Origin of the sequence: Marinobacterium jannaschii DSM 6295 (genome assembly GCF_000620085.1) — a bacterium.
GTDB lineage: Bacteria > Pseudomonadota > Gammaproteobacteria > Pseudomonadales > Balneatricaceae > Pontibacterium > Pontibacterium jannaschii.
Map to the genome: position 1 here is coordinate 43,376 of NZ_KK211071.1, position 23,825 is coordinate 67,200.

The window sequence follows — 23,825 nt, forward strand, 5'->3', positions numbered from 1 at the left end:
CTCAGAGCTTGCACCCAGTCGGGCGTAGCTCTGGCCAGCGCTGTAGCCAGCCTTTGACGAGGATTCTTTCCTTATAGAGATCGATCGGGCGCGCCGGGTTATAGGTCAGTTCCAGTGCAAACAAGGACTCCAGACCGAAAGGCGCGTTTATTTCCAACTCCCCGCCTGCCGACAGCCGGACCGCTATGGCCGTTTCTTTTTCCGGCCAGAACCCCATCGCGTCGGCACAATCCTGATAGGGGCGATCCGGATGCCTCAAGTGCATCCGGGCCTGGTTTTTCACTTCCCAACGAGTAAGGCCACACCGAGAAGCCAAGACCTGCTGCAGCTCAGCATCCCTTCCGGCACTGCAGTCTTGCGCATCAAAGTAGATTACATCCACATCATTGAGGGGTGATGCCGCATATCCGTGCAGGTGGTCCCAGGCCCCATTGCGCACAAAGCCAGCCGCAACCCAGCAGTCCGGCAGCCCCAGCGCGGCCACATGCCGCAATATAGATAGATTCTGCTCCGTACTTAGAATTCTGACCAGGCGCTCAGAATGATGCAGTTCAGCTGCCATAGAGAGATATCCTCATACCAGATCAATCTCGATACGTATTGTTTTTAATGTATATGTATTTTTTGAAACTACATTCATAGCGAAAGCGCACGTCGCCGTGCAACTATGGTGATCCTGGGCAAACACTGGACTTTCCCGGAAACTCCATTAGCATTTCGCCCCCGAACCAAACATATTACTTAATGAAACTCTATCAGCCACAGACCCTGCGTCGCAGATTCTCGGCCTTAGCCCTAATCTTTCGAATTATGATCTAGGCTTGAATAAACAATCCCGGTCAGGATGAGTTTCTACCAATACTCTCAAGACATACCGGAACACTGATAAATTCATTCCGGAGGGCTTTATGGAACGATTTATAACAAACATGCCAAAAACCGAGCTTCATCTCCACCTCGAGGGCAGCCTCGAACCTGAGATGATGTTCCGGCTGGCCAAACGCAACAATATTGAACTCCCCTTCCCGTCCGTTGAAGCGCTCCGGGATGCCTATAACTTTAATAACCTTCAGGAGTTCCTCGACCTCTACTATCAGGGGGCCGATGTCCTGCAGACCGAGCAGGACTTTTACGACCTGACCTGGGCTTATCTGCAGCGCTGCAAGGCAGAAAACGTTATGCATATTGAACCGTTTTTTGACCCGCAAACCCATACAGACCGAGGCATACCCTTTGATATTCCTATTACCGGGATACTCAGGGCGCTTGAAGACGGACAGGTTCGACTCGGCATCAGCTATAAGCTCATTATGTGTTTCCTGCGCCACCTCAGCGAAGAATCTGCATTCGAAACACTCAGACAAGCCACCCCCTACCGTAATCAGCTTACGGCAGTGGGTTTAGACAGTTCAGAAAAAGGCAATCCTCCGGAAAAATTCAGCCGGGTATTTGAAGCCGCCCGGGAGATGGGATTACTCACGGTCGCGCATGCGGGAGAAGAAGGCCCTGCACAGTATATCTGGGACGCACTGGACCTGCTGGGCGTAAGCCGGGTTGATCACGGAGTACGGGCCATAGAAGATCCCATCCTGATGCAACGCCTGATCGACGAATCCATAGCCCTGACAGTCTGTCCACTTTCGAACCTGAAGCTATGCGTATTCCGTCGCATGGAGGACCATAATATCCTCGATATGCTGGATCGCGGTATTAAGGTTACTGTAAATTCCGACGACCCGGCCTATTTCGGCGGTTACGTGAACGCAAACTATCTGGCGCTGGAGAAAGCACTGGGAATGACCAAACAGCAGGCGATAAAACTCGCAGCCAATAGCATTGAGTTCAGTTTCGCATCAGAAACCCGCAAAGCCCGCTTACTTTCCGAATTGCAGCTCTTTGCCCGTCAGCATCAGTGCGAGCTTTAAAGCCACTGTTAACCAGGCTTTAACCGCGGTTAAAGCCTTTTCCTGCCCACTTCGCCTCACAGCTAATTACCCAACCAATCGAACTTCGCCTGAAATTAACCCTGGGCACACCAGATAAATTACCCTATTGGGTCAGGCTATCTTCTTAATAAACCGCTGCCGACTTTTGAACCAGTGTTCACTTTCTATACTGAAGTTTCACTACTTAATTAAAATTATGTGCGGGCAGGTGCATTATGGCGTCTAAATATCCTTACCTCCGGCTATCCGTTCCGCCCGTCATAATCTGCCTGACACTCTATGCCAGCCCGACTTTAGCTGAAGATTCGGTACGCGGACTATATGCCGGAGCCGGCTGGCTGAAAGCATCGTTTAAAAACAACTGCGCCGCCGTGAGCGAATTGGGCTTTAGCGGCCGTTGTGATGACCAGGATGGCAGCTGGAAGGCGTTGCTGGGCGGCGGCCTGTCGGAACACTGGGACTGGGAGCTGGGCTATTACCGGGGCGTCGAAAGTGATCTGAGCGGCACCATCAATAGCAATCCGGTAACCGGTAAAACCGAAGTCAGCTCTCTGGCCAGCCTGTCCCTGCTCAACCGAGTTTCACTGGGCAGTGAATTCTCTCTTTTTGCCCGAATTGGCGGCTATTACTGGGACCTCGATACTCACGCGCAGGGTAGTTCAACTTCGGTCAGCCTGTCAGATGAGGGCTGGGATGTGCTGATCGGTTTTGGCGCCGATCTGGACCTCGGAAAAAGCGCAATGATCCGCTTTGAATGGGAACGCTTTGTCGCCATCGGCAACGACGAAACCACCGGCGAGGACGATATCGACGCCTGGTCTGCCAGTCTGATCTACAAATTCTGACACCGAATGAGCAGACCGCGGGTAAAAAAAAGCTCACTCCGGAGTGTGAATCGGAGTGAGCCTTAAAAGGGTAAAACACTAGAAACGGCGTCAGATATTGCCGCCCCGGATTAGCGGACGTGGCAGATAGTGATGCAGATAGCGCAGCGCCACATATCCCACCACCAGCATCGCAATTGCCAGCTCAACCCGGGCGGCGAGTTCAAACTGCAGGGCGACTGAAGCCTCCAGTGGCAGCGTTGCGATATAACCACTGACCTTGAATAAAGCGGTGGCACTGATCACCATCGGAAAGGTGAACGCCGCGTAACCGGGACTGAACGGCAGACGCAGCAGGTCCCAGAATGCCAGGTAGATCACCAGCGTCATGACAACTGCAATACCCAGCAGCGTCAGCACCAACAGCAAGGATGGCTGCTCTACCAGATTCAGGTATCCGGCCAGGCAGAGGCTTGGCGGCGCAGCCAGAATAGCGACCGTCGGCTTGGCTCCGTCCGCAATCGCCGTGCCGAAGATCAACCGATACAGCATCAGTGGCAGCAACAGGAAATAGCTAAAGATACCGAAGTACATCAATGCTTCAGCCACCGGTACCAGCCCGCTATTGGGGCAGGTTAGCGCAGCAACAACCAGACCCACCGGCGGAACAAACCAGCTCGGTAGCATCTGCTGCAGATCAAACTGTCGCAAACGATGGATAAGGAACAGCGTAAGAAAAGCCAGATGCATGGCGACCGCAGCCATCCAGAGCTGGGCTCCGGCCACGGCTGACAGATCAGCCACGCTTCGGCTGAGCACCATCAGCGCCATCGCGAAGGTTGGGATTACACTGCCAATGACCGGATGGGCAAGCTCCTGCCACAGCGTGACCGGATTCAGTAAAAATTTCACCAGCACGGATAACAATAACGCAGCAGCCAGTGCCGCTCCCGTATACTGCAACGTAGTACCGCTGCCCAGGGCCGAGTCCGCACAAAGCCCCAGGCTGGCAATAGCCAGTGCCAGGCCGCTGGCCGGGGTTGGAAACCTTGCTATCTTCCGTCTGGTTCTGGCGATCATGACACTGCCCTCCTATTGAATGCGGCAATCATAGCCAGCTTTAGATGTTTGTGATATACAAACGTTTTATACATTGAGTTAAAGTAGATTGAACACCAAGAACATCACCCTTAAGCAGCTGCGCATCTTCTCAACCATTGCGCGCGCGGGTTCTCTGACGCTGGCAGCCGAACAGCTATTTATTACCAAAGCCGCTGCTTCGATGGCCCTGCAGGAGCTGGAGCGCCAGCTGGATACGCGCCTGTTTGATCGCCTCAACAATCGCCTTATCCTGAATAGCCAGGGCGAGATCCTTCGACCACTGGCTGAGGAGGTCCTGCAACGGGTTGATGCCATTGCGGTAGAGCTGGGATCAAATGCCAGTAATCAGCCTCCGCTGCGCATCGGTGCCAGCAACACTATTGGCAACCATCTGCTGCCCGCCCTGCTCGGAGACTTTCTGCGCAGCCATCCCTGCAGACGTCCCCAGGTCGTTATATCCAACACCTCGCAACTCAGCCAGCAGCTGGAACAATATGAGCTGGATATTGCCCTGGTTGAGGGTAGTTTTCAGTCTGATCAGCTGGATAGCGAAAACTGGCTCAGGGACAGGATGGAGATCGTGGCCAACCCCCACCACCCTTTGGCAAATGGCGAGATTCACGCAATTGAAGCTCTGGAAGCGGAATACTGGGTCCTGCGGGAATTCAACTCAGGAACCCGCGAGCAGTTTCAGACGGCGCTGGCTCCCAAGCTGAACAACTGGCAGATCGGACTGGAGCTTAACACCAACGAAGCGATCATCAATGCGATCTCGGCAGGACTGGGACTCGGCTATATGTCGATACTGGCAATCAATAATGCCGTCAGCCAAAACCAGCTGGCGATAATCCGGACCCGTAATGTCAGCCAGCGACAGCTACGCATCGTTACCCATCGCCAGAAATACCACAGCCCGCTACTGAATCAGTTTATTGAATTTTGTCGCTTCTGGTCGCCCAACTAAAAAGCCACCCCGGCAAGGCTGGGGTGGCTTCTGTGCAGCTGCTGCCTGTCAGGCGTTGCAGCACGGCTTCTGAAGAGGGCTATCAGTTTTTCTGACTGCGCTCGCGCTGTCTTTCACGTTCAGCCTGCTTCTCCAGGCGGCGCTGCGCAATCGCATCATTGGCCTGTGCGCCGATATGCTCCTCGCCCCGCATACGGGCCAGCTCCGCCTGAAGCTCACGCTGGCGGAAGCGCTGCTTCTGCTCTTCGGAGTGCTTATCGAAGCAACGCGGGCAGCTAACGCCCTGCTCGTATTGCTCGCTCTGCTTGTCTTCCGCGGTAATCGGCAGGCGACAGGCATGACACTGATCGTAGGAGCCTTTTTCAAGGTCGTGATTCACAGCGACACGGTTATCGAAGACGTAGCATTCGCCCTCCCACATGGACTGATCTGAATCCACCTCCTCCAGATACTTAAGGATGCCGCCTTCAAGGTGATAAACCTCTTCGAAGCCTTGCTCCTTCATATAAGCCGTCGATTTCTCGCAGCGAATACCACCGGTGCAGAACATCGCGACCTTCTTATGCTTTTCCGGGTTCAGGTTTTCTGCCACATACGCCGGAAACTCACGGAAGGTTTCGGTATTTGGATTGATCGCATTCCTGAAAGTACCGATCTCAACCTCGTAATCATTGCGGGTGTCAACCAGTACCACCTCCGGATCGGAGATCAGCGCATTCCATTCAGCAGGCTTCACATAGGTGCCGACCACTTCTTTCGGATCGATCCCTTCAACACCCATAGTGACAATCTCTTTTTTCAGCTTCACCTTGGTGCGGTAGAACGGGTTGCTGTCATCATAGGATTCTTTGTAACCCAGTTCAGACAGGCGTGGATCGGATTTCAGCCACGCCAGCAGGTTATCGATGCCTTCGCGGGAAGCGGCAACCGTACCGTTGACCCCCTCTTTAGCCAGCAGCAGGGTGCCACGCACACCAAACTCTTCCATTTTCAGGCGCAGCGGTTCGCGCATCGCTTCGAAATCGTCCAGAGTGACAAACTTATAGAGGGCACAAACAACAACTTGAGACATCAGTATTTCCTGTACTTGCGATCCGGAGCGTAAATCCGGAGCAGTGATTAGTGCCCGAAAGGGCGTTTAAGGCGCGCATTATAGATCAGACCGACCTCGTAGTCTGCCTGTAGCGCTTAGCAGGTGACTCCGCCTTATTCTATCTACAAATATTTTTGTTGTTTCAGGCAAAGCATGACTTTAGCAGCACTATAGAGCCCGCCGAAACATGCGCACCGGTGGTGCCGGAACTGCGACCGAATCTGGATAAATTTCATCGACTTAGCCAGCGAAACACTCCACTCATCAGGGCGCACCCTGATGAGTGATTTAACTGCTGAATTAATTTCACCGATAGACTGAAATAGTCTCGTTTGTCGCGACTCTTCACTGCCCCTATGATGCCCGGCATTGATCGCCAGCCAGCGCAAATCGGACTCTCCACCCAGTCTGAATTGCAGTCCCCTTCCTGCCAGATCAGCCACGATTGCGCCAATGGCCCGGTAACACCTAATTTCTGAGGCACGAATAATGTATAACTCAACACCGAAATTCGACGAAATCTCCTATGTAAAATCGTTTGAGCGCGTCAGAGCCACCCTGCACGCCAGTGAACTGATCGATCTTCGCGACGTGCTGCAGGACGCAGAAGACCTGCGCGGCAAATGGGCTGAGGCACTGCTCCGAAACTTCGGCAAGCGCCAGTCCTCCCCGCTGGTTTTTCAGCTACCATAGGCATCAGCCCTGAATAATTTAAAAGGCCCTGTCGCTGTGCGACAGGGCCTTTTTTGTATCAGGTGTCCCTCAGACTCAGGGCCTCGCCGTGTATGCCCTGGAGGGCTCAATAGTTCCGGTTGTCAGGGGGCGGTTTCAGACTCCAGCAGGCCTATCAGCCTCAGCGCCTGCTGGCGCGACTCACCACAATGTTCCGGCATGGCACGAAACTGGCGGCAGGGTTCCGGATAGCTGTCGCTCTCCCAGATGCGACAGAATCCTGTCTCAGGAATCAGGTTGGCACAGGCAACACCGGCGGGCTTACCCTGCGGCATCCCCGGCAGTGGAATATTGATGGAGGGCGCGATACAGCAGGCCGCACAGCCGGGACGACATTGCATGGAGAGTACTTCAAAGACGTGAGGAAACGGCTATATTAGCAGCCGCCAGCAGAAAAAGATAAAGCGCGATCATCGAATGATGATCGCGCTTCGCATTTAGCCTCGACCGGATCAGCCGACCCGGCCATACCTGATCAGATCTGACTGACGAAGATCAATGCGCCTGGCACGAGGAAGAACACCGTCACCACATAGCCCAGAGCAATTGACTTACGCTCAGCGGCCACATCTGACAGCTTGTCTGCCAGCGTCAGGGGGATATTGCGCAGCATCGGCACACCAAATATCAGACACACCGCCAGTACGTTATACGTCAGATGCACCAGTGCAATCTGCAGGGCAAAGATTGCCGCATCACCACTAACAGCGGTAGCTGCCAGCAGAGCGGTGATACAAGTCCCTATATTGGCACCCAGCGTAAATGGATAGATATCACGTACTTTCAGTACACCAGAGCCCACCAGCGGCACCATAAGGCTGGTGGTGGTTGAAGAAGACTGCACCAGTACCGTCACGAAAGATCCGGAAACGATACCGGTAAACGGACCACGACCGATCGCGTTATGCAGCATCTCCTTGGCCCGCCCTACCAGCGCCTTTTTCAGCAGCTTACCGACCACCGCAACAGAGACAATAATCAGCGCAACGCCCAGCAGGATCATCACAATACCGCCGACCGGCTCAGGCAGAGAGTCCAGCGAACCTTTAACCGAAGAGGTCACCGGCTTTACCAATGGCTTGATAAAGTTCATGCCCTTGATGCTCATCGAATCACCACCGGCCAGCAGCGATGCCATAAAGCCGCTGATCTTCTCCAGGAAACCAAACATCAGCTCCAGTGGCAGGAAGATAATTACCGCCATCAGGTTGAAGAAGTCATGGATAGTCGCCGCGGCAAAGGCACGCTTAAACTCTTCAACCTTACGGATATGCCCCAGGCTGACGATGGTATTGGTAATCGTGGTACCGATATTGGCACCCATAATCATCGGTATCGCGGACTCAACCGGTAAGCCGCCGGCCACCAGGCCAACAATAATTGATGTCACTGTACTGGAGGACTGAATCAGCGCCGTGGCCACGGTACCGATTATCAGGCCAAGAAACGGGTTCGCCGCGAAAGCAAACAGCTCTTTCGCTTCACCGGCAGTAGACCACTTGAAACCGGTACCGATCATGCCCACTGCCACCAGCAGCAGATAGATCATGCCGACAATCGTTATCCAGCGTCCCCATTGAGATCTGCCGGTATCCAGTGGCAGTGAAGTATTAGTAGCGTCCACGATGTAAAACCTCATCATCCGAAATTATTGTGGGGAATCCCCTGAATTCGAGCGCTATAGTTCTTGTTATGTTGCGAAATTATGACGGGATTATTTCGGATATATATGACGCTTTTGTTACATTGCGGTAACTTTTCTGAAAGATTGCTGAAACATTGATTTGGCGCGGCTTTCAGTCCGATCGCTCTGGCTGGTAAGCATCAGAGATCAGGCAAATATTTCAGACAGTTCATGTCTTAACCAGCAGGCCGCGCGCCCCTCTCCCGCAAGTGCCGGAAACACCAACTGAGGCCGGTAGGTGATGCGTGAATCCTGCACAGAGTCCAGCTCAACAAGCAAACCGCTCTCCAGATCGTCAGCCACCAGTGCCAGTGGCATCCAGCCATAGCCGGCCCCCATCCGCAGCGCCTGATATTTGGCATTAAAGTCAGACAGATAGTAGATCCTCTCTGAGCCAAACGTCTGAGAGCCGCCGCTGGCATCATCACATCCGGAGTCCGCCACTGTCAGTTCGGTTTGCTGCTGCAACTGCGCCAGCGAAATGTCGGACTGCTGCGCCAGCGGATGATCATTTACCGCCACTAGTACCGCCTCAACGGGCTTCAGCGGAATCGCCGTTAATGCGGAATCAGGTTTGTACTCCAGGGTCAGCATCATATCCGCATCCTCGGCCGTAAAGCGGCGCTGTACGCCGCTGAGGAACTCAACCCGCAGCAATACACGGGTGGGAATATCCCGCGCCCCCATCTGCTTAAGCAGGCCCAGCAGGGGCGCTATCGGCAACATGCCGTCTGTGATCAGCTTCAACTGGGGCTCCCAGCCTGCTGAAATACGATGTACCAGCTGAGAGACCGACTCGGCCTGGCGTAACAGCTTTCGTGCCTCCTCCGTCAAGCGCTCTCCCACCGGTGTCAGCGCCGCACGGTAGCCACTGCGATCGAACAGCTCACATCCCAGCTGCTGCTCCAGCTTAGCAAGCTGGTAACTGACGGCTGACTGGGTTTTGTGCAGATAGCGCGCTGCCGCCGCGAAGCTACCGCTGTCGACAATAGCAATCAGTACTCGTAATGCTTCCAGATCCGGGGCCACAGGAAACTCCATCAATATTTTTGATCATCTTGTAAAAGATATTGCGCTTTTTCAGATAATTCAAAGCGATTAGCTTGATTAGGGAATCAGCCATTCAGAACTCGCAGTACCGGAATCGGCTCAAACGTATAGATATCCATTGTCGATAAGAGGTGTGTTATGAAACACAATCCGATAGGTCTGAGGGGGATTGAATTTACCGAGTTTGCCTCACCAGATACCGACTATATGCATCAGGTTTATACCGCTTTTGGCTTTTCCCACCTGAAACGCCATAAGACCCGCGATATCAGCTACTACAACCAGAATGACATCCACTTCCTGCTTAACCACCAGCGGGCAGGGTTTTCCGCCGAATTTGCGCGGCAGCATGGTCCGGCCATCTGCTCGATGGGCTGGCGGGTCGATAATGCGGAGTATGCCCGTGCTGAGGCGATCCGGCGTGGCGCAAGGGCTGCAGACCCGACCAGGACAGACCTGCCCTATCCGGCCATCTACGGCATCGGGGACAGCCTGATCTATTTTATTGATCGCTGGGGGCCTCAGGGCAATATCTATCAGAGTGACTTTGAGCCGTTAGAGAAACCACAGCATGTGCCTGACCTGGGATTTATCGCTATCGACCATCTCACTAATAATGTCTACAAAGGCACTATGGAACGCTGGGCCAGTTTCTATAAAGAGGTTTTCGGCTTTGAAGAGGTGCGCTACTTCGATATCAAGGGACAGAAAACCGGGCTGATCTCCTATGCATTGCGCTCGCCGGACGGCAGTTTCTGTATTCCGATCAATGAGGGTAAGGACGATAACAATAACCAGATCGACGAGTATCTGACCCAGTACCATGGCCCCGGTGTGCAGCACATCGCCTTTCTCACCAACGACCTGTTGGCATCACTGGATGGCCTCGACCGCAGCGTGATTGATACGCTGGACATCAGTGAGCACTATTATGATGAGGTGTTCCAGCGGGTACCCCATGTCGCAGAGGATCACCAGCGGATACATGATCATCAGGTGCTGGTGGATGGCGATGAACGCGGTTATCTGTTACAGATATTCACCCGCAATCTGTTCGGCCCGATCTTTATCGAGATGATCCAGCGGCATGATAATCAGGGCTTTGGCGAGGGCAACTTCCAGGCCCTGTTCGAGTCGATCGAGCGGGATCAGCAACGCCGCGGCGTTCTTTGAAGACTTGCTACAAAAGCACAGAGATCTAAAGCAGGCCATGGCGACTGCCCATGGCCATTATTCATCACCAGGCTCGCCTTGCGGGCAAGGGCCTTCTGTAGTTAGCTCGTGACGGAAGGGTATCAAGCAATTGTTTTTGCCCAGATATCACAGGCAAATAACGGAAAGGTCCTCTATAGGGTCAGGCCAGCTTCTTATAGAGAAACAGCAGCACAAAAGCGCCGGCAGTCGCCGTAAGGATACTGCCTATACTCAGCCCTCCGGTGGTTCCCAGGCCAAAGAATGACCCCAGCCAGCCACCGACAAAAGCACCGGCAATCCCCAGTACCATAGTCATAATCCAGCCGCCGCCATCTTTACCCGGCATCAGCCACTTTGCCAACGCACCGGCGATCAGGCCGAGAATAATCCACGAAATAATACCCATAGGACGCACCTCGTTGATGAGACATGTTTGAATTAAGGGTGCTAACGCGCCCTGCCTTCCACGCGGACTAAGGACCCCTGCCTCACGACGTTAACAGCTGCACCTGCATTCAATAGTAGCTAAAGTGGCAGAATATGTAATTTCCGTTCAATAACAAGGTGACAAAATTCAGGCGGGATGATTGTCCGGGACAGGGAAGCTAGCTGCGCTCAGCCTGGCCTTACGCAGCTGCTCTGGCGACTTGCCAGATACAGCTCCCAGAGTTGCTGCTTTTCAAGCCAGAACATCGGAGTGGTATTAAAAAATTCAGACAGGCGCAGTGCTGTATCAGCGGTAATCGCTCGCTGGCCGTTAACAATCTCATTCACTCGCCGACGGGAGATGCCCAGTTGCTTTGCCAGCCGTGACTGACTGATCCCCAGTGGCGTCAGGTAACAGTGCTCCAGCAGCAACCCCGGATGTTGCGGTTTGCGTGGAGTATAGCGCCAGTATTGCATCTTAACTTCCCAAAAAATCCGTACTGCCGGGGGCTGATCCAGCCTGCTGAATGACTGATCCGGCAGTACGGTGCGAGGGCCGTGACAACCCTGCTGGCAACACGCCTAACGGTTTAGAGAAACTGACTGTCGTGACAGGACATATTGCCCCTCCTGCCCTTACCCGGCCGGGATGTCCGACTAGTCCGGGCGGTTATCCTTAAACATGCGCCATCCGCCAACCATGGTTGAGATCAGGCTCTGGCGCGACATGATGTCCTCACGCACCGCCACATAGACATGGATCATCACAAACAGAATGATGTACCACATACCGAGGTGGTGCCATGTATGGACATCCTGACTCTGTCCCATCAGCGGAATGATCCAGCCAAACCCGATATCGGCCCAGCTGCCCTGCCCCAGGCCTTCACTATAGAGGGCAAAGCCGGTCAGGATCATGAACGTATTTCCCAACACAAAGAAGCTGAACATCGCCAGCTGGCCCAGCGGGTTATGACCGATATACTTCTTCGGCGTCTTCTCCAGAAACAGATACCAGCGCACCTCATGCCAGGCTTCAGCCCACCACTGCTTCCTGTGCAAGGGCACAATAAACAGCTCCCGGGCATGATGGTTGCCAACAATCGCCCAGTAGATCCGGCCTATAAACGCCACTGCCAGAATGTAGCCCGCCGCAAAATGTGCGAAGCGGATATATCCCATCAGATAGTTATCGATCGCCTCCCCCGGCATTGTCGGTAGAGGCGAACCGATAAAATAGCCACTGGCACAGAGTACGATCACCGATAAAACGGTTATCCAGTGCCATAACCTGACCGGCGCCTCGTAGACATATACCGCGGTCTGCTTGCGCTGGCGCAGCTGAGAGCGGCTTTGCTGCTCGGCATTGCGGGCATCATTTTCATTCACTGCCTTTGTCATTCTCGTGACCTCCTCGGGCAGCGCGGCGCGTGACGCGCCGCGCTGCTCGTTAGCGGATTTTGACCTTCGACAGTTCCTGACCGTCTTCAGACATGACATGGGTAGAGCAAGCCAGACATGGGTCGAAGCTATGCAACGTACGCAGAATTTCAACCGGCTCGTCCGGACGTTCCATCGGCGTATTCAGCAGCGAGGCTTCAAAGGCACCGATGTTGCCATCCGCATCACGCGGGCAACCGTTCCAGGTGGTCGGTACAATCGCCTGGTAGTTCTCGATCTTGCCGTCTTTAATCTTGATCCAGTGGCCCAGCGCCCCGCGCGGTGCCTCATTGATCCCAACCCCCTTGGCCTCTTTCGGCCAGGTACTCGGATCCCACTTTTCGACGTTTGCGGTGGAAGAATCACCGTTCTTGATGTTGTTCACCAGACTATGCCAGTCATCCAGCATCGTATCGGCACAGAGTTCACACTCCAGCGCGCGAGCCAGGGTGCGACCCAGGGTGGATGGCAGGAACTGTTTCAGCCCCAGGTCGAGGCCGGTGTTCTGGTTAAAGCCCGCCAGCGAACGGTCCACCTGCTCTTTGATGTACTCTTTGCCCGCGGCGTAGGCGATGATGTAGCGTGCCAGCGGCCCCACTTCCATCGCATGGCCCTTCCAGCGCGGTGCTTTAATCCAGCTGTACTTGGCTGACTCATCCAGCTCTTTGATGTTGGTCTTGGTGCCCTTAAAGTTCGGCCCCAGCTCAAAGTGCGGATCGGTTTCCCCATCCCATGGATGCAGGCCCGACACACCATTAGCGTACTTGTACCAGGAGTGATCGACCACCTCCTGAATCTGGTTTGGATCACGCACATCCACTTCGTGGATCTCGTTCCAGTTACCACCGACAATCGCACCGGCCGGTAGCAATTCGCTGGACTTGTCGTCCTGTATGGTGGCGTAGGTGCCATAGGAGAGCAGGTTTTCTGCCGCCAGACCACCACCGTAAAGCCAGTCCTTGTAGATGCTGGCAATCGCCATCACATCAGGCAGGTAAACGTTTTTGGTAAAGGCCTGAACCTCTCTGATACGCTCCAGCACGAAGTTCAGCGTGACCATATTGACCGGCGCACCGGAGGCCCCGGTATCGTCCATATTGATAGCACAGGCGACGCCGCCCACCATATAGTTCGGATGGGGGTTCTTGCCGCCAAAGATGGCATGAATCTTCACTACCTCTTTCTGCAGATCCAGCGCCTCCAGGTAGTGCGACACGGCCATCAGGTCCGCTTCGGGCGGCAGTTTATAGGCCGGGTTGTCCCAGTAGCCGTTGGAGAACAGTCCCAGCTGCCCCCCCTCGACAAAACGCTTCAGGCGGGTCTGCACATCCTTGAAGTAGCCCGGACTGGACTTCGGATGGTGCGGAGAGACCATCTGCTGCAGCTCCGAGGTCTTCTTCGGATCGGCTTTCAGCGCATTGACCGGATTCACCCAATCCAGTGTATGCAGGTGGTAGAAGTGCACAATATGGTCATGCACCTGCAGAGTTTTATCCATCAGGTGACGGATCAGGTAAGCGTTGTAAGGGATCTGGATATCCAGTGCGTCTTCAACCGCTCGCACCGATGTCAGGGCGTGAGTCCCGGTACAGACGCCACAGATACGCTCGACAAAAGCCCAGGCATCACGCGGGTCGCGGCCTTTCAGGATAACTTCAAGGCCCCGCCACATAGTACCGGTGGAGATCGCGTTACGGATCACATTGTTCTTATCGACGTTCACCTCGCAGCGCATATGCCCTTCGATACGCGTTACCGGGTCGACGACGATACGGCGGCCACTATTGTCGAGGTCGCTGGCATTTAACGGCTTAGTCATTATTCATGATCTCCTTTGTGCTGGGCGCGTTTAATAGCGGATACGGCAGCGTGCGCCGCTATACCGGCCCCGACTGCACCCGCAGCAGCCATACCGATCTCGTCGGCGTTTTTCTCAATACCGAACTGTTGGATATCGGTCAGGCGATCATAGAATGAGCCTTTATCCCAGAAACCATCTTCGGAGCAACCGATACAGCCGTGACCGGCCTGGATCGGGAAGGAAGTGCCTTCATTCCAGCGTACAGTGGAACAGGCGTTATAGGTGGTGGGGCCCTTACAACCGACCTTATAGAGGCAATAGCCCTTACGTGCGCCTTCGTCATCCCAGCTCTCAACGAACTGACCGGCATCGAAGTGCGGACGGCGGTAGCATTTATCGTGTATGCGCTGGCTGTAGAACATCTTAGGCCGGCCCTGGCGGTCCAGCTCAGGTACCTTGCCGAAGGTCAGCATATAGGAGATGACGCCGGTCATAACCTCAGCGATCGGCGGACAGCCCGGCACTTTTATAATCGGTTTATCGGTAATCACCTTATGGATAGGTACCGCCTGGGTCGGGTTCGGACGGGCCGCCTGCACACAGCCCCAGGAAGCGCAGGAACCCCAGGCAATAATCGCCTTGGCATCCTTAGCCGCATGTTTCAGCTGGTCGAGGAAAGGCTTGCCACCGACGATACAGAACATACCGTCTTCGTTCAGAGGCGGATTACCCTCGACCGCAAGGATATATTCGCCCTTATATTTCTTTATGGTGTCTTCGAGCGCCTGCTCCGCCTGATGACCCGCGGCAGCCATCAGCGTGTCGTCATAGTCGAGGGAGATCATCGACAGCACCACATCCTTAACCAGCGGATGGGCAGAGCGGATAAAGGATTCGGAACAGCAGGTACATTCCAGACCATGCAACCAGAGCACCGGAGTGCGAGGCCTGGTTTCCATCGCATTAGCAATACGTGGCGCAAACGCAGGCCCCAGGCCTAGCGCGGCGGCCGTCAGGCTACAGTATTTAAGGAAGCTTCGTCGCGTGATGCCCTGCCTGCGCATCACCTCATAGAACGTTTCAATCTGGGGCATTCGGTACTCTCCGTCACGTGGGAACAGCCACTCCACAGACGCCCTCCCTTTTGAGGAATGATCGCCTGCCTTTTTCGTTGTTGTTAGGAAAAACAGCGAAGCAAACGACGTACCAATACCGCACACCCTCGCGGGCACTGCAGTCCGGCCCACGGCGGCAGAATCGAGAAGCAAACCGACTATCCAGCCTGCATAACCAACCGGTAACTCAACTGACACCCTGAGGTAGCAATATGGCGCTAGCGTCATCGCCCATCATAGTGAAACTGACCGATTGGACTCATGTTCCCGTCGGGAAGCAAAAGCAGGGTTGGCCGGGAGTCCTGCACCGCCGAGAAGAGCAAGAGAGAGCGCACCGAGAAGAGCAGCGTACAAGCTACGCTGGGGCAGTAATCTAAGCATGTTCAGAGCAAAAACCGTCGCGATTTCCGCCCGCGATCGGACCGTAGGCCAGAGCAAATAACAGGGATTTTCACAGCCATGCACAACTCTCACACCAGTACCCTGATAGATCTCCATCCCCTGACCGGTGTTGTGCTGGATAGCTACAACGAAGCGCACAATATATTCGCCGATCTCGCTAATCGCCTGTATGACCTGCTTATCGCCAGTAAAGGAGGTGACCCGCACGACTATGCCATTACCGAATCGATCGACATGCTGATCAGCCACACGGCACAGCAATTTGAATATGAAAACAAAGAAATGCAGCGCAGGGCCTTTCCTGCTGCGCCACAGCATATTGAGGAACATAGGGAAGCGTTAGAAAAGCTGGTGAGAGCGCGCCGGAAATGGCTGACAGCCGGTAACGCTGACCGGCTGGATCACTACCTGACTCGGGAGCTGGCGCCCTGGCTGGTCAGCCACATTACCCGAATGGACAGTGTGGCCGCGATGTATATCGCGGCGGACAAAATGGTGCCGGAAAAGCCGGAAAGCAAAGCCACGCCATCTGCTGCGCTTAATGCCTCTGAAAGCAATAAACCCGATTCCCTTTCTGGGCGTTAAGCGCTCAGCTGCGCCAGGCTAACTGATGAGTGGGTTTTCAGGCAATTCTCTGCTGAAAGGCTTCAATACTGTCCAGCAGCTGCATATTCATATCGTTTTCAAAATCATCGAAGGGACGATTATGCAATGACAAATAGCGCCCGACCTGATTCTCAGACAGGCGTTTTTTATTAACATGGTACTCAAACTCAGGAAGCGTCTTATCCCGTCGCGGTACCAGCTGCCAGTTGACGAAGTCTGTGTCCAGCTGCCCAAACGCCGGGGAGGCAAAACGGCAGAAATGATCAACCAGATTATCGCCATTCGGCCCCAGACAGCCCGGTTCGATCCGCATAATAACTGTAAGTTTCATTGAATCAGGTAAGTTACCTACTGCCATTCAAATATTCCTTAAATCCCTTTGACCGCAAACAGCAAGTCGTTCTTGTTATAGGTTAGACCCTGCACCGAGGCCATTTTCACTGCGATCAATCAGGCAGCTGCATCCTCACGGAGCAGGTCAAAGCTCGCACTCCATGAAAGCCGACATCTTTCATCATTACATCAGAAATTATTCCGATTCGTCTTCTTTTTTCTGTGCCAGATACTTCGCCTGCCACTCATTTAACTCTTCATAGTACGTATCCCAGACACAGGGAGAACAGCCGCCTTCACAACATTCATGCTCACCCGGTGGCTGCGGCCTTTCCTGATCACTCATTACCCATACTCCTCACTACAACAGCCCTGATATCAGGGTTTAAAAGGGACAGTCTAAATAAATCGACGGCTCTCGGCTATTGGACGCTGGTCGCAGGGGTAATTCCATTTCGCCAGATACCGGAAAGTAACTTTTTTCACAGCTCGATTGCCGGTTGTCAGTCCTTCACCAATAATCGACTGTCTTGAAGAGGTAATACCAACGTCATTTGCCGGGGCTACATTCGATGCCTCTTTCAACCCAGATATGGAATACGGAGTACAACGATGTTTAATCGTACTTTCCGCCGCAGCGCCCTGGCCATCATGGTTGCCGCAGCCGCGACTGGCGCACAGGCTGATGCGTTTAATCGAATTGCGAGTTTTTCTACAATCAAGAACCTTCCGGCCAACAGCGATATCAAAACAGAGACCTCGGCTGAGATTATCGACGTCTCTGAAGATGGCAAAACGCTGGTGTACTCCGACAGCCCGCTGGAAGGTCTGGGCATTATCGATATCAGCGATGCCGACGAGCCTGAAGCCAAAGGCTTTATTAAAACTGCCGGTGAACCCACCTCCGTGGCCTTCAGCGGCGACTATGTACTGGCGGGTATCAACACTTCTGAAAGCTACACCCAGCCCAGCGGTTTCCTGGCAGCGATCGATCTGGACGACAGAAAAATCGAGAAGCAGTGCGATCTGGGCGGTCAGCCAGATTCAGTCGCTGTGTCCAAGGATGGAAAATTCGTCGCCGTGGCGATCGAGAATGAGCGTGATGAAGACCTGGGCGAGGGCGTACTGCCCCAGCTGCCAGCAGGCTTCCTGGTGATTGCGCCACTGGAAGATGGAAAGCCTGAATGTGATGAGATGCGTCGTGTCGAGCTGACCGGACTGGCCGAGATCGGCGGCGAAGACCCTGAGCCGGAGTTTGTCGATTTCAACGGCAACAATGAGATCGTCGTGACCCTGCAGGAGAACAACCACCTGGTAATCGTCGATGCTGAAACAGGCAAGGTGATCAATCACTTCTCCGCCGGTGGCGTCGACCTGCAGATGGTCGACCTGACGAAAGATAAGGCGCTGAGCTTCGACAAAACCCAGCAGAACCGCCTGCGTGAACCCGATTCTGTTAAGTGGCTCGACAACGACCGCTTTGTCACCGCCAACGAAGGCGATATGAATGGCGGCGCCCGTGGCTTTACCATCTTTCACAAGGATGGCCGTGTACTGTTTGAATCCGGTGCGGGCTTCGAACATGAAGTGATAATGGCCGGTCACTACCCGGAAAAACGCTCCGGCAAAAAAGGTAACGAACCGGAAGGTCTGGCGGTTGGAAAATTCGGCAAGGACACCTACATCTTCGTACTCTCCGAGCGCGGCGGTGCGATCGGCGTCTACCGCGACACCGGTGCGGCCCCGGAATTCATGCAGCTGCTGCCATCCGGCATCGGCCCTGAGTCTGCGGTGGCGATCCCGTCACGAAACCTGCTGGTCAGCGCCAACGAAAAAGACCTGATCGAAGATAAAGGTCCTCGCTCTCACGTCATGGTCTACAAGCTGAATGGCAAAGCAGCCAGTTACCCGCAGATCAAGTCCGGCCGTAACGCGGCTGGCCAGCCCATCGGCTGGGGCGCCCTGTCCGGCCTGACTGCCGATCATGATCTGGCCGGCAAGCTCTACGCCGTCAACGACAGCTTCTACGCCACCCAGCCAACGATCTTCACTATCGACGCTAACCAGAGCCCGGCGAAGATCACCAGCGCCCTGCCCGTTACCCGCAACGGAAAGCCTGCTGAGAAGCTGGATCTGGAAGGAATCGCACTGGACGGTAAGGGCGGCTTCTGGCTGGCCTCCGAAGGCAAGACCAAAAAGAAAGTACCGCACGCCATCTATCACGTGAACGCTCAGGGCGAGATCGACCGCACCCTGAACTTCCCGGAAGCACTACTCAAGCACGAAAAGCGCTTCGGCTCTGAAGGTATCACCGTGATCGGCGATAGCCTCTGGATCGCTATCCAGCGTCAGTGGAAGGATGACCCGGCCAACACCGTAAAACTGGTCTCCTACAACCTGAAGACCGACACCTGGGGCGCTGTACGCTACCCAACCGAAGCTGCCAGCACCGGCTGGGTCGGCCTGTCAGAGATCACCGCTCATGAGGATGAGGTTTACATCATCGAGCGTGATAACCAGATCGGCGAGAACGCTAAGATCAAACGTCTCTACAAGATCGAGCAGAGCGAGCTGAAACCGGCACCGCTGGGCGGCGAACTGCCTGTGGTGAAGAAAGAGCTGGTACGCGACTTTATCCCGGACCTGATGAAAGCCAACGGCTATGTCACCGACAAGATCGAAGGCTTCACCATCGATGCTTCCGGTAAAGGCTACGCCGTCACCGACAACGACGGTGTTGACGACAGCTCCGGCGAAACCTTCTTCTTTACCACCGGTAAGATGTAGGGATTAAACCTGGCTACAACGAAAAATGGCCGGTTATTCCGGCCATTTTTTATCTGTCTTATCAACAAATAAACTCAGCGGCACTACTTAAGCGCCGACAACACCTCATCGATAATCTCTTGATGGATCTCAGCCCGCGACTTACCGCCACTTTCCTGGCAGATCTCACCCTCTCCCTCCATCTCCAGTACTTTCTTTCCTTTCGCAGTACAGGCAGTGAATGCACTAAAGGGCGAGCCTGCAGCAATATGTTGATACTCGATGGAAGGCAACTTCAACATTCCGGCGGCTGGCTCTAGCGGATGTTGCGTCTTCCCGATCAGATCGAGCACTTTGACTGACACAGAGATTCCGCCAAGAGATTCAGTCGTCAGCGCCTTACTTAGTTCCGGATTGATAACCACCAGCGAGCTGAGGCGATCATCCTTTGGCGTCGCCAGAATCTGGCTATCCGCCACCTGACCAAGGGAGACACTGTTTTTGCGTAACCAGCCACAATCGATACTGACGCCTGTGTCGTCACAGGAACGCCGATAGCGATCAGGATCAAACGCTGCCCCTGCCAGCGTCAGCAGCGATGTACCGCCCAGAAAAAAACCAACACCTGAGATTTTATCGTTGTCGATTCGATTGGCAAAGCCGCTGACCTGTTCAATATGATTCAGCCCAAGCAACAGGTCCTGCGGTCGTTGAATCAGCTCCGAAGTCACCGTTGTAGCGTTGATTTCGTTAAAAGGCGGAGTCTTGGGTACCACAACGATATGACCCTGCTTAGCCAGCTCAGAGGCGATCCAGCCACTATGGACAAATGAGGATCGCATCCCCCCATGGGCCAGCAAGATCACCGGATAAGGCTTCTCTGAATCTGCCAAGGGGGCATTCAGCTTAACCTGGGGCACCTCAAAGATACGCTTGTTACCAACGCTGAAATCCGATCCCTTCTCCTGTGTCGGATACCAGTAATAAACCTCAACGTCAGCCTCTCGCTCGCTACTGTAGAGCGATTCGATTTTTAGCCCCGCTTCCATCGGCTGACTGGCGTTGGCAATGCCACACACCACAAGGGGTAACAGTAAGCTGTAATGAATCTTCAAAAAGCACCTCCATGTTATAGATACGCTGAATGCCGTGAGTTGGTTATTAGCTTGCGCCTACCCTCAAAACAGAGTGTGATCATAGCGCTTCCCTTGAACTACAGAACGAGCATCTTAGGCCCATCTGTAATAACTGTATGCGCCTATTTAATATGCTTATCGATAAAGCGGTCTAGCTCAGATATCGACCTGATCACATATAAAGATTTATTAGCCGATATCGGCTCTAATCTATGCATAAAACTGTCATTCCAGAACTTGGGACATAGCCTTAACACTTTAAAACTTTGCAAGGTGCCCTTGATTACAGAGCTACCATCGGGCCAACCTTCAGGTTTGACCACCAGCCCCTTAAGCAGCCGCTTGGTGACCAGCCAGTAACTGGTGAGGTAAGGCAGATCTATGTAAATCAGCGTATCAGCGGACTCTAACCGTTTATAAAATGAATCTACTGGCCCGAATCCATCGATAATCCAACGTTCAGAGGATAGTAGTTTTTCATGCTCCTCATCGTATATCTTACGGTCGACCTGCTCGCCATTTTTCTTATAGACGATGGAATCTAGCGGGTGCAATGGTATACCTGTCGCTGATGCCAAGCGTTTACTCAACGTCGACTTTCCATTTCCCGGCTTACCGAATACTGCAACTCTTTTCATACTACCCCCGTTACTGAGACCAACCCAAAGAGGTAGAAACAGAAAACCCACCTCTTGGGTGGGTTTGCCATGATTAACGCACAACAAAGACACCACCACTCCTATGGAATGATGATAATTCGAGCTGTCTGATGCGTAAGATTTGTATTCATCCAATCATCCTGATCGATGGGTATGTTCATGTCAACGATAACTCCAAGTAACTCGTGCACAAAACGCCCAGCACTGCAGCTGTGAACATTTACCTATTGCCAAGGCCTGACCACCAGGATCAAGTCCGTAGCCTCAAAAACCAGGTGAAATATTCAGCCTTGTTTTTGCCTGATTCAGTCTACCCTATTCACCGCAGCGCTTAGGCCCGTACACCTTGGCATCGGGCACCAGCTCCGCCCTGATCTGATCAATCTGTTCGCAAGGGATATCCCGCTTACCTCTTAAGCCAACCTTGAGCATCGCCCTGTTGCCAAACAAGGCTGAGGCATCAGAGATCTGATTGCTGTAGGCCATAAAGGCGGTCAGCTTTGGCTTGTTAGCAAAGGCTGAAATATTGCTGATCCGGTTGTAATTCAGGGTGACATCTTCCAGCTGAGACAGTCCGGCAAACGCCGAAACATCACGGATATCATTCATCATCAGCCCCACCACCTTCAGCTGCGCCAACTTATCCATCCCGCTCAGGTCGCTGAGCGAGGCCTTATTGGCCTGAAACTCCTCCAGCAACAGCAGATGCTCGATACCACGGGTCGAGGTCAGGGCCTTATTACCGGCAACAGACAGCGTCCTCAACCGGGGGAAAGCCTCAATACCCTGCAATGAGTTGAGCGCATTATTCTGCAGATACAATGCCTCCAGCTGGGTCAGATCTGCAATCGATGACAGATCTGTAATTTCCTCGCCGATACAGCGCAGGGACTTCAGCTCAGATCGATCTTCAAGCTTTGCCTCGTACTTGGCGGTATAGACACAGCGGTCCAGCGCCTTTTTAGAGGGTGAATCTTTAACCGGGCGGGTCTGACTGCCATCCGCTGATTCAGATTGGGATGATTCGGATTGAGAGGAACCGGAATCCAGCTTACCCAGCTCCTCCAGAACAAAGCCGGTAAAGGAGAGCGCAAACACAGCACCAAACAGACGTACCCCCCTGGCTGTCACCTGACTCAGCGGAATACAGATAGCAAACGCCAAAATCAGTAGCGGCAGCGCCCAGAACTGCAGAAAGCTGTAGATACGATTTTCCGCCGGATTATCCGGGTACACCAGGATAGAGACCTCTCTGCCAACCATCTGCGAACACCAAGAGCGGTTTGGCATCATCAGCCAGCCTACGGCCTTATCACCCTCAGGCGAGACCGCCATCGGATAATACTGTACCTGGTCACGATAGCGAGTGGTGGTCGTACTGCGTGCAGGGCCATCACTCACCTTCACCCACTCACTGCCACAATCGACAATGGTCGAGGGCACTTGGGTAGCGTTAACCAGCAAAGTCGCACGGTCGTAGACAATATAGAGGCTGACAACCAGCGCAATCGATACCAGACCTCGAACAATCCTTCTATTCCTTCCCTCGTCCCTGAACATAGCTGATCCTTCACTCAGCTCAGCCATATACCACGCTTAGCGGTGACAGGGCTCAGCCATAAAATCTGTCAATATTGCAGGCACCCGGATGCCGACAAAGGTTAGAAGGACGTTATACCCGAGCTTAAGACGCAAAGAACAGGTACAACCTGCAATATTTTTTACAGAGGAGCGATTACTTATCGGCACTAAGTCTGGCGATAAAGCCCAAGTAGAAGCAAACCACAAACACAGCACCATCCCACAACAGCGCAAACCAGAATTTGATCGGGCTGCCAGATGCGGTGACCGTCTTAGTGCTGCCCATCACTGTATAGGAGTAGTCTGTAGTGGTCTAATGATTCCGGACACCATTTAAGGTGGTAAAGTCACCACCAAAGGAGAGGTGTTCAATGGCAAGACAGCGTCGTTCGTTTTCAACCGAGTTCAAAATGGAAGCCGCCAGCTTGGTGGTTGATCAGGGCTACAGCCTGACTGAAGCCAGTCGTGCAGTTGATGTGGGTGAGACCGCATTGCGGCGCTGGGTTAACCAGTTGCGTGCAGAGCGAGATGGTGTAACGCCAGCGTCAAAGGCACTTACACCCGAACAGCAAAAGATTCAGGAGCTGGAAGCCAGGATCAACCGGCTGGAGAGGGAGAAGGCGATACTAAAAAAGGCTACGGCGCTCTTGATGTCGGACGAACTCGATCGTACACGCTGATAGACCAGTTAAGTGAGCAAGAGCCGGTGGATATGGTCTGTAGCGCTTTGGATATTGCCCGTTCTAGTTATTATGAATACCGCCGTAGAGAGTCTCGGATTAACACTGAGCGGCTGGAACAGTGCGCCAAGGTCAATGAGCTGTTCAGACAAAGCCGAAGTTCAGCCGGTAGCCGCACGATCATGACCCAGATGCAGGACGAAGGCTACGAGATCGGCCGTTTCCGCGTCCGAGCGCTAATGCGCGAGCAGGGTTTAGTCTGCAAGCAGCCAGGGCCGCACAAGTATAAACA

The 23,825-nt window shown here is 53.6% G+C and carries 23 protein-coding genes and 1 pseudogene; 8 read left to right on the top strand and 16 right to left on the bottom strand.

The window, feature by feature from the left end; all coding sequences use genetic code 11:
• Nucleotide 1: 1 nt before the first annotated feature.
• Nucleotides 2–562: a nucleotidyltransferase family protein gene (locus Q354_RS0123915; RefSeq protein ID WP_027859830.1), complete on the bottom strand. Its 561-nt coding sequence runs from the start codon at nt 560–562 to the stop codon at nt 2–4.
• A gap of 346 nt (nt 563–908) precedes the next feature.
• Here Q354_RS0123915 and Q354_RS0123920 point away from each other — a divergent pair, with 346 nt between their 5' ends.
• Nucleotides 909–1,925 carry an adenosine deaminase gene (locus Q354_RS0123920; RefSeq protein WP_027859831.1) on the top strand — a complete coding sequence of 339 codons (1,017 nt, stop codon included), beginning with the start codon at nt 909–911 and terminating at the stop codon, nt 1,923–1,925.
• A gap of 236 nt (nt 1,926–2,161) precedes the next feature.
• A complete protein-coding gene (locus Q354_RS0123925) occupies nt 2,162–2,791 on the top strand; it encodes an outer membrane beta-barrel protein (protein ID WP_027859832.1) in 630 nt (209 codons plus the stop codon).
• A 90-nt stretch (nt 2,792–2,881) separates the two neighbouring features.
• Here the strand turns inward: Q354_RS0123925 and Q354_RS0123930 are convergent, their stop codons facing one another.
• Nucleotides 2,882–3,850, bottom strand: a complete 969-nt coding sequence (locus Q354_RS0123930; protein ID WP_027859833.1) for a TDT family transporter — start codon at nt 3,848–3,850, stop codon at nt 2,882–2,884.
• Between the two features lie 88 nt (nt 3,851–3,938).
• On the opposite strand from Q354_RS0123930, the gene Q354_RS0123935 reads away from it, so the two are divergent.
• Entirely contained in the window at nt 3,939–4,835 is an 897-nt protein-coding gene (locus Q354_RS0123935) for a LysR family transcriptional regulator (RefSeq protein ID WP_027859834.1), read from the top strand.
• Nucleotides 4,836–4,917: 82 nt separating this feature from the next.
• On the opposite strand, the gene trhO is transcribed toward Q354_RS0123935, so the two are convergent.
• A complete protein-coding gene (gene trhO / locus Q354_RS0123940; RefSeq protein ID WP_027859835.1) occupies nt 4,918–5,907 on the bottom strand; it encodes an oxygen-dependent tRNA uridine(34) hydroxylase TrhO in 990 nt (329 codons plus the stop codon).
• 510 nt (nt 5,908–6,417) lie between these two features.
• Between trhO and Q354_RS0123950 the strand changes: the two genes are divergently transcribed.
• Entirely contained in the window at nt 6,418–6,621 is a 204-nt protein-coding gene (locus Q354_RS0123950; RefSeq protein WP_027859837.1) for a hypothetical protein, read from the top strand.
• A gap of 122 nt (nt 6,622–6,743) precedes the next feature.
• On the opposite strand, the gene Q354_RS27070 is transcribed toward Q354_RS0123950, so the two are convergent.
• From Q354_RS27070 to Q354_RS28925, 3 genes are all read right to left on the bottom strand, one after another.
• Entirely contained in the window at nt 6,744–7,001 is a 258-nt protein-coding gene (locus Q354_RS27070; protein ID WP_027859838.1) for a YkgJ family cysteine cluster protein, read from the bottom strand.
• A gap of 134 nt (nt 7,002–7,135) precedes the next feature.
• Nucleotides 7,136–8,284: a Na/Pi symporter gene (locus Q354_RS0123960; RefSeq protein WP_245601120.1), complete on the bottom strand. Its 1,149-nt coding sequence runs from the start codon at nt 8,282–8,284 to the stop codon at nt 7,136–7,138.
• Nucleotides 8,285–8,491: 207 nt separating this feature from the next.
• On the bottom strand, nt 8,492–9,373 hold the full coding sequence (locus Q354_RS28925; protein WP_169828935.1) for a LysR family transcriptional regulator: 882 nt from the start codon (nt 9,371–9,373) through the stop codon (nt 8,492–8,494).
• A gap of 159 nt (nt 9,374–9,532) precedes the next feature.
• Here Q354_RS28925 and hppD point away from each other — a divergent pair, with 159 nt between their 5' ends.
• Nucleotides 9,533–10,567, top strand: coding sequence for a 4-hydroxyphenylpyruvate dioxygenase (hppD, locus tag Q354_RS0123970; protein WP_027859840.1), 1,035 nt, complete (start codon nt 9,533–9,535; stop codon nt 10,565–10,567).
• 181 nt (nt 10,568–10,748) lie between these two features.
• Here hppD and Q354_RS0123975 read toward each other — a convergent pair whose 3' ends face one another.
• From Q354_RS0123975 to Q354_RS0123995, 5 genes are all read right to left on the bottom strand, one after another.
• Nucleotides 10,749–10,994, bottom strand: a complete 246-nt coding sequence (locus tag Q354_RS0123975; RefSeq protein WP_027859841.1) for a GlsB/YeaQ/YmgE family stress response membrane protein — start codon at nt 10,992–10,994, stop codon at nt 10,749–10,751.
• Between the two features lie 209 nt (nt 10,995–11,203).
• Nucleotides 11,204–11,491: a HigA family addiction module antitoxin gene (locus Q354_RS27080; protein WP_036231423.1), complete on the bottom strand. Its 288-nt coding sequence runs from the start codon at nt 11,489–11,491 to the stop codon at nt 11,204–11,206.
• A 180-nt stretch (nt 11,492–11,671) separates the two neighbouring features.
• Entirely contained in the window at nt 11,672–12,415 is a 744-nt protein-coding gene (gene cybH, locus Q354_RS0123985; RefSeq protein ID WP_027859842.1) for a Ni/Fe-hydrogenase, b-type cytochrome subunit, read from the bottom strand.
• A gap of 49 nt (nt 12,416–12,464) precedes the next feature.
• Nucleotides 12,465–14,273: a nickel-dependent hydrogenase large subunit gene (locus Q354_RS0123990; RefSeq protein ID WP_027859843.1), complete on the bottom strand. Its 1,809-nt coding sequence runs from the start codon at nt 14,271–14,273 to the stop codon at nt 12,465–12,467.
• Entirely contained in the window at nt 14,273–15,349 is a 1,077-nt protein-coding gene (locus tag Q354_RS0123995) for a hydrogenase small subunit (protein WP_027859844.1), read from the bottom strand. The genes Q354_RS0123990 and Q354_RS0123995 overlap by 1 nt, the downstream gene beginning before the upstream one ends.
• Nucleotides 15,350–15,829: 480 nt before the next feature.
• Here Q354_RS0123995 and Q354_RS0124000 point away from each other — a divergent pair, with 480 nt between their 5' ends.
• A complete protein-coding gene (locus tag Q354_RS0124000) occupies nt 15,830–16,357 on the top strand; it encodes a bacteriohemerythrin (RefSeq protein ID WP_027859845.1) in 528 nt (175 codons plus the stop codon).
• Nucleotides 16,358–16,394: 37 nt separating this feature from the next.
• Here Q354_RS0124000 and Q354_RS0124005 read toward each other — a convergent pair whose 3' ends face one another.
• Nucleotides 16,395–16,736: a hypothetical protein gene (locus tag Q354_RS0124005; protein WP_027859846.1), complete on the bottom strand. Its 342-nt coding sequence runs from the start codon at nt 16,734–16,736 to the stop codon at nt 16,395–16,397.
• A gap of 171 nt (nt 16,737–16,907) precedes the next feature.
• Complete coding sequence (locus tag Q354_RS28095) at nt 16,908–17,057, bottom strand: oxidoreductase-like domain-containing protein (RefSeq protein ID WP_084332746.1); 150 nt, start codon at nt 17,055–17,057, stop codon at nt 16,908–16,910.
• A gap of 266 nt (nt 17,058–17,323) precedes the next feature.
• Here Q354_RS28095 and Q354_RS0124015 point away from each other — a divergent pair, with 266 nt between their 5' ends.
• Nucleotides 17,324–19,498: an esterase-like activity of phytase family protein gene (locus tag Q354_RS0124015; RefSeq protein WP_027859847.1), complete on the top strand. Its 2,175-nt coding sequence runs from the start codon at nt 17,324–17,326 to the stop codon at nt 19,496–19,498.
• 83 nt (nt 19,499–19,581) lie between these two features.
• Here Q354_RS0124015 and Q354_RS0124020 read toward each other — a convergent pair whose 3' ends face one another.
• The 3 genes from Q354_RS0124020 to Q354_RS0124030 form a co-directional block, all read right to left on the bottom strand.
• Nucleotides 19,582–20,592 carry an alpha/beta hydrolase family protein gene (locus Q354_RS0124020; protein WP_027859848.1) on the bottom strand — a complete coding sequence of 337 codons (1,011 nt, stop codon included), beginning with the start codon at nt 20,590–20,592 and terminating at the stop codon, nt 19,582–19,584.
• Nucleotides 20,593–20,735: 143 nt separating this feature from the next.
• The gene (locus Q354_RS0124025; protein ID WP_027859849.1) at nt 20,736–21,251 is read right to left on the bottom strand and encodes a P-loop NTPase family protein; all 516 of its coding nucleotides are present in this window, start codon (nt 21,249–21,251) and stop codon (nt 20,736–20,738) included.
• A 336-nt stretch (nt 21,252–21,587) separates the two neighbouring features.
• Nucleotides 21,588–22,832: a DUF3592 domain-containing protein gene (locus tag Q354_RS0124030; protein ID WP_169828936.1), complete on the bottom strand. Its 1,245-nt coding sequence runs from the start codon at nt 22,830–22,832 to the stop codon at nt 21,588–21,590.
• A gap of 392 nt (nt 22,833–23,224) precedes the next feature.
• Between Q354_RS0124030 and Q354_RS28815 the strand changes: the two are divergent.
• Nucleotides 23,225–23,825, top strand: a pseudogene (locus Q354_RS28815) (transposase); the annotation flags it as partial.

Bases quoted from the DNA above. Each gene is read 5' to 3' on its own strand.
- Q354_RS0123915 (WP_027859830.1), bottom strand. From the start codon at position 562: ATGGCAGCTGAACTGCATCATTCTGAGCGCCTGGTCAGAATTCTAAGT.
- Q354_RS0123920 (WP_027859831.1), top strand. From the start codon at position 909: ATGGAACGATTTATAACAAACATGCCAAAAACCGAGCTTCATCTCCAC.
- Q354_RS0123925 (WP_027859832.1), top strand. From the start codon at position 2,162: ATGGCGTCTAAATATCCTTACCTCCGGCTATCCGTTCCGCCCGTCATA.
- Q354_RS0123930 (WP_027859833.1), bottom strand. From the start codon at position 3,850: ATGATCGCCAGAACCAGACGGAAGATAGCAAGGTTTCCAACCCCGGCC.
- trhO (WP_027859835.1), bottom strand. From the start codon at position 5,907: ATGTCTCAAGTTGTTGTTTGTGCCCTCTATAAGTTTGTCACTCTGGAC.
- Q354_RS0123950 (WP_027859837.1), top strand. From the start codon at position 6,418: ATGTATAACTCAACACCGAAATTCGACGAAATCTCCTATGTAAAATCG.
- Q354_RS27070 (WP_027859838.1), bottom strand. From the start codon at position 7,001: ATGCAATGTCGTCCCGGCTGTGCGGCCTGCTGTATCGCGCCCTCCATC.
- hppD (WP_027859840.1), top strand. From the start codon at position 9,533: ATGAAACACAATCCGATAGGTCTGAGGGGGATTGAATTTACCGAGTTT.
- Q354_RS0123975 (WP_027859841.1), bottom strand. From the start codon at position 10,994: ATGGGTATTATTTCGTGGATTATTCTCGGCCTGATCGCCGGTGCGTTG.
- Q354_RS27080 (WP_036231423.1), bottom strand. From the start codon at position 11,491: ATGCAATACTGGCGCTATACTCCACGCAAACCGCAACATCCGGGGTTG.
- cybH (WP_027859842.1), bottom strand. From the start codon at position 12,415: ATGACAAAGGCAGTGAATGAAAATGATGCCCGCAATGCCGAGCAGCAA.
- Q354_RS0123990 (WP_027859843.1), bottom strand. From the start codon at position 14,273: ATGACTAAGCCGTTAAATGCCAGCGACCTCGACAATAGTGGCCGCCGT.
- Q354_RS0123995 (WP_027859844.1), bottom strand. From the start codon at position 15,349: ATGCCCCAGATTGAAACGTTCTATGAGGTGATGCGCAGGCAGGGCATC.
- Q354_RS0124000 (WP_027859845.1), top strand. From the start codon at position 15,830: ATGCACAACTCTCACACCAGTACCCTGATAGATCTCCATCCCCTGACC.
- Q354_RS0124005 (WP_027859846.1), bottom strand. From the start codon at position 16,736: ATGGCAGTAGGTAACTTACCTGATTCAATGAAACTTACAGTTATTATG.
- Q354_RS28095 (WP_084332746.1), bottom strand. From the start codon at position 17,057: ATGAGTGATCAGGAAAGGCCGCAGCCACCGGGTGAGCATGAATGTTGT.
- Q354_RS0124015 (WP_027859847.1), top strand. From the start codon at position 17,324: ATGTTTAATCGTACTTTCCGCCGCAGCGCCCTGGCCATCATGGTTGCC.
- Q354_RS0124025 (WP_027859849.1), bottom strand. From the start codon at position 21,251: ATGAAAAGAGTTGCAGTATTCGGTAAGCCGGGAAATGGAAAGTCGACG.
- Q354_RS0124030 (WP_169828936.1), bottom strand. From the start codon at position 22,832: ATGTTCAGGGACGAGGGAAGGAATAGAAGGATTGTTCGAGGTCTGGTA.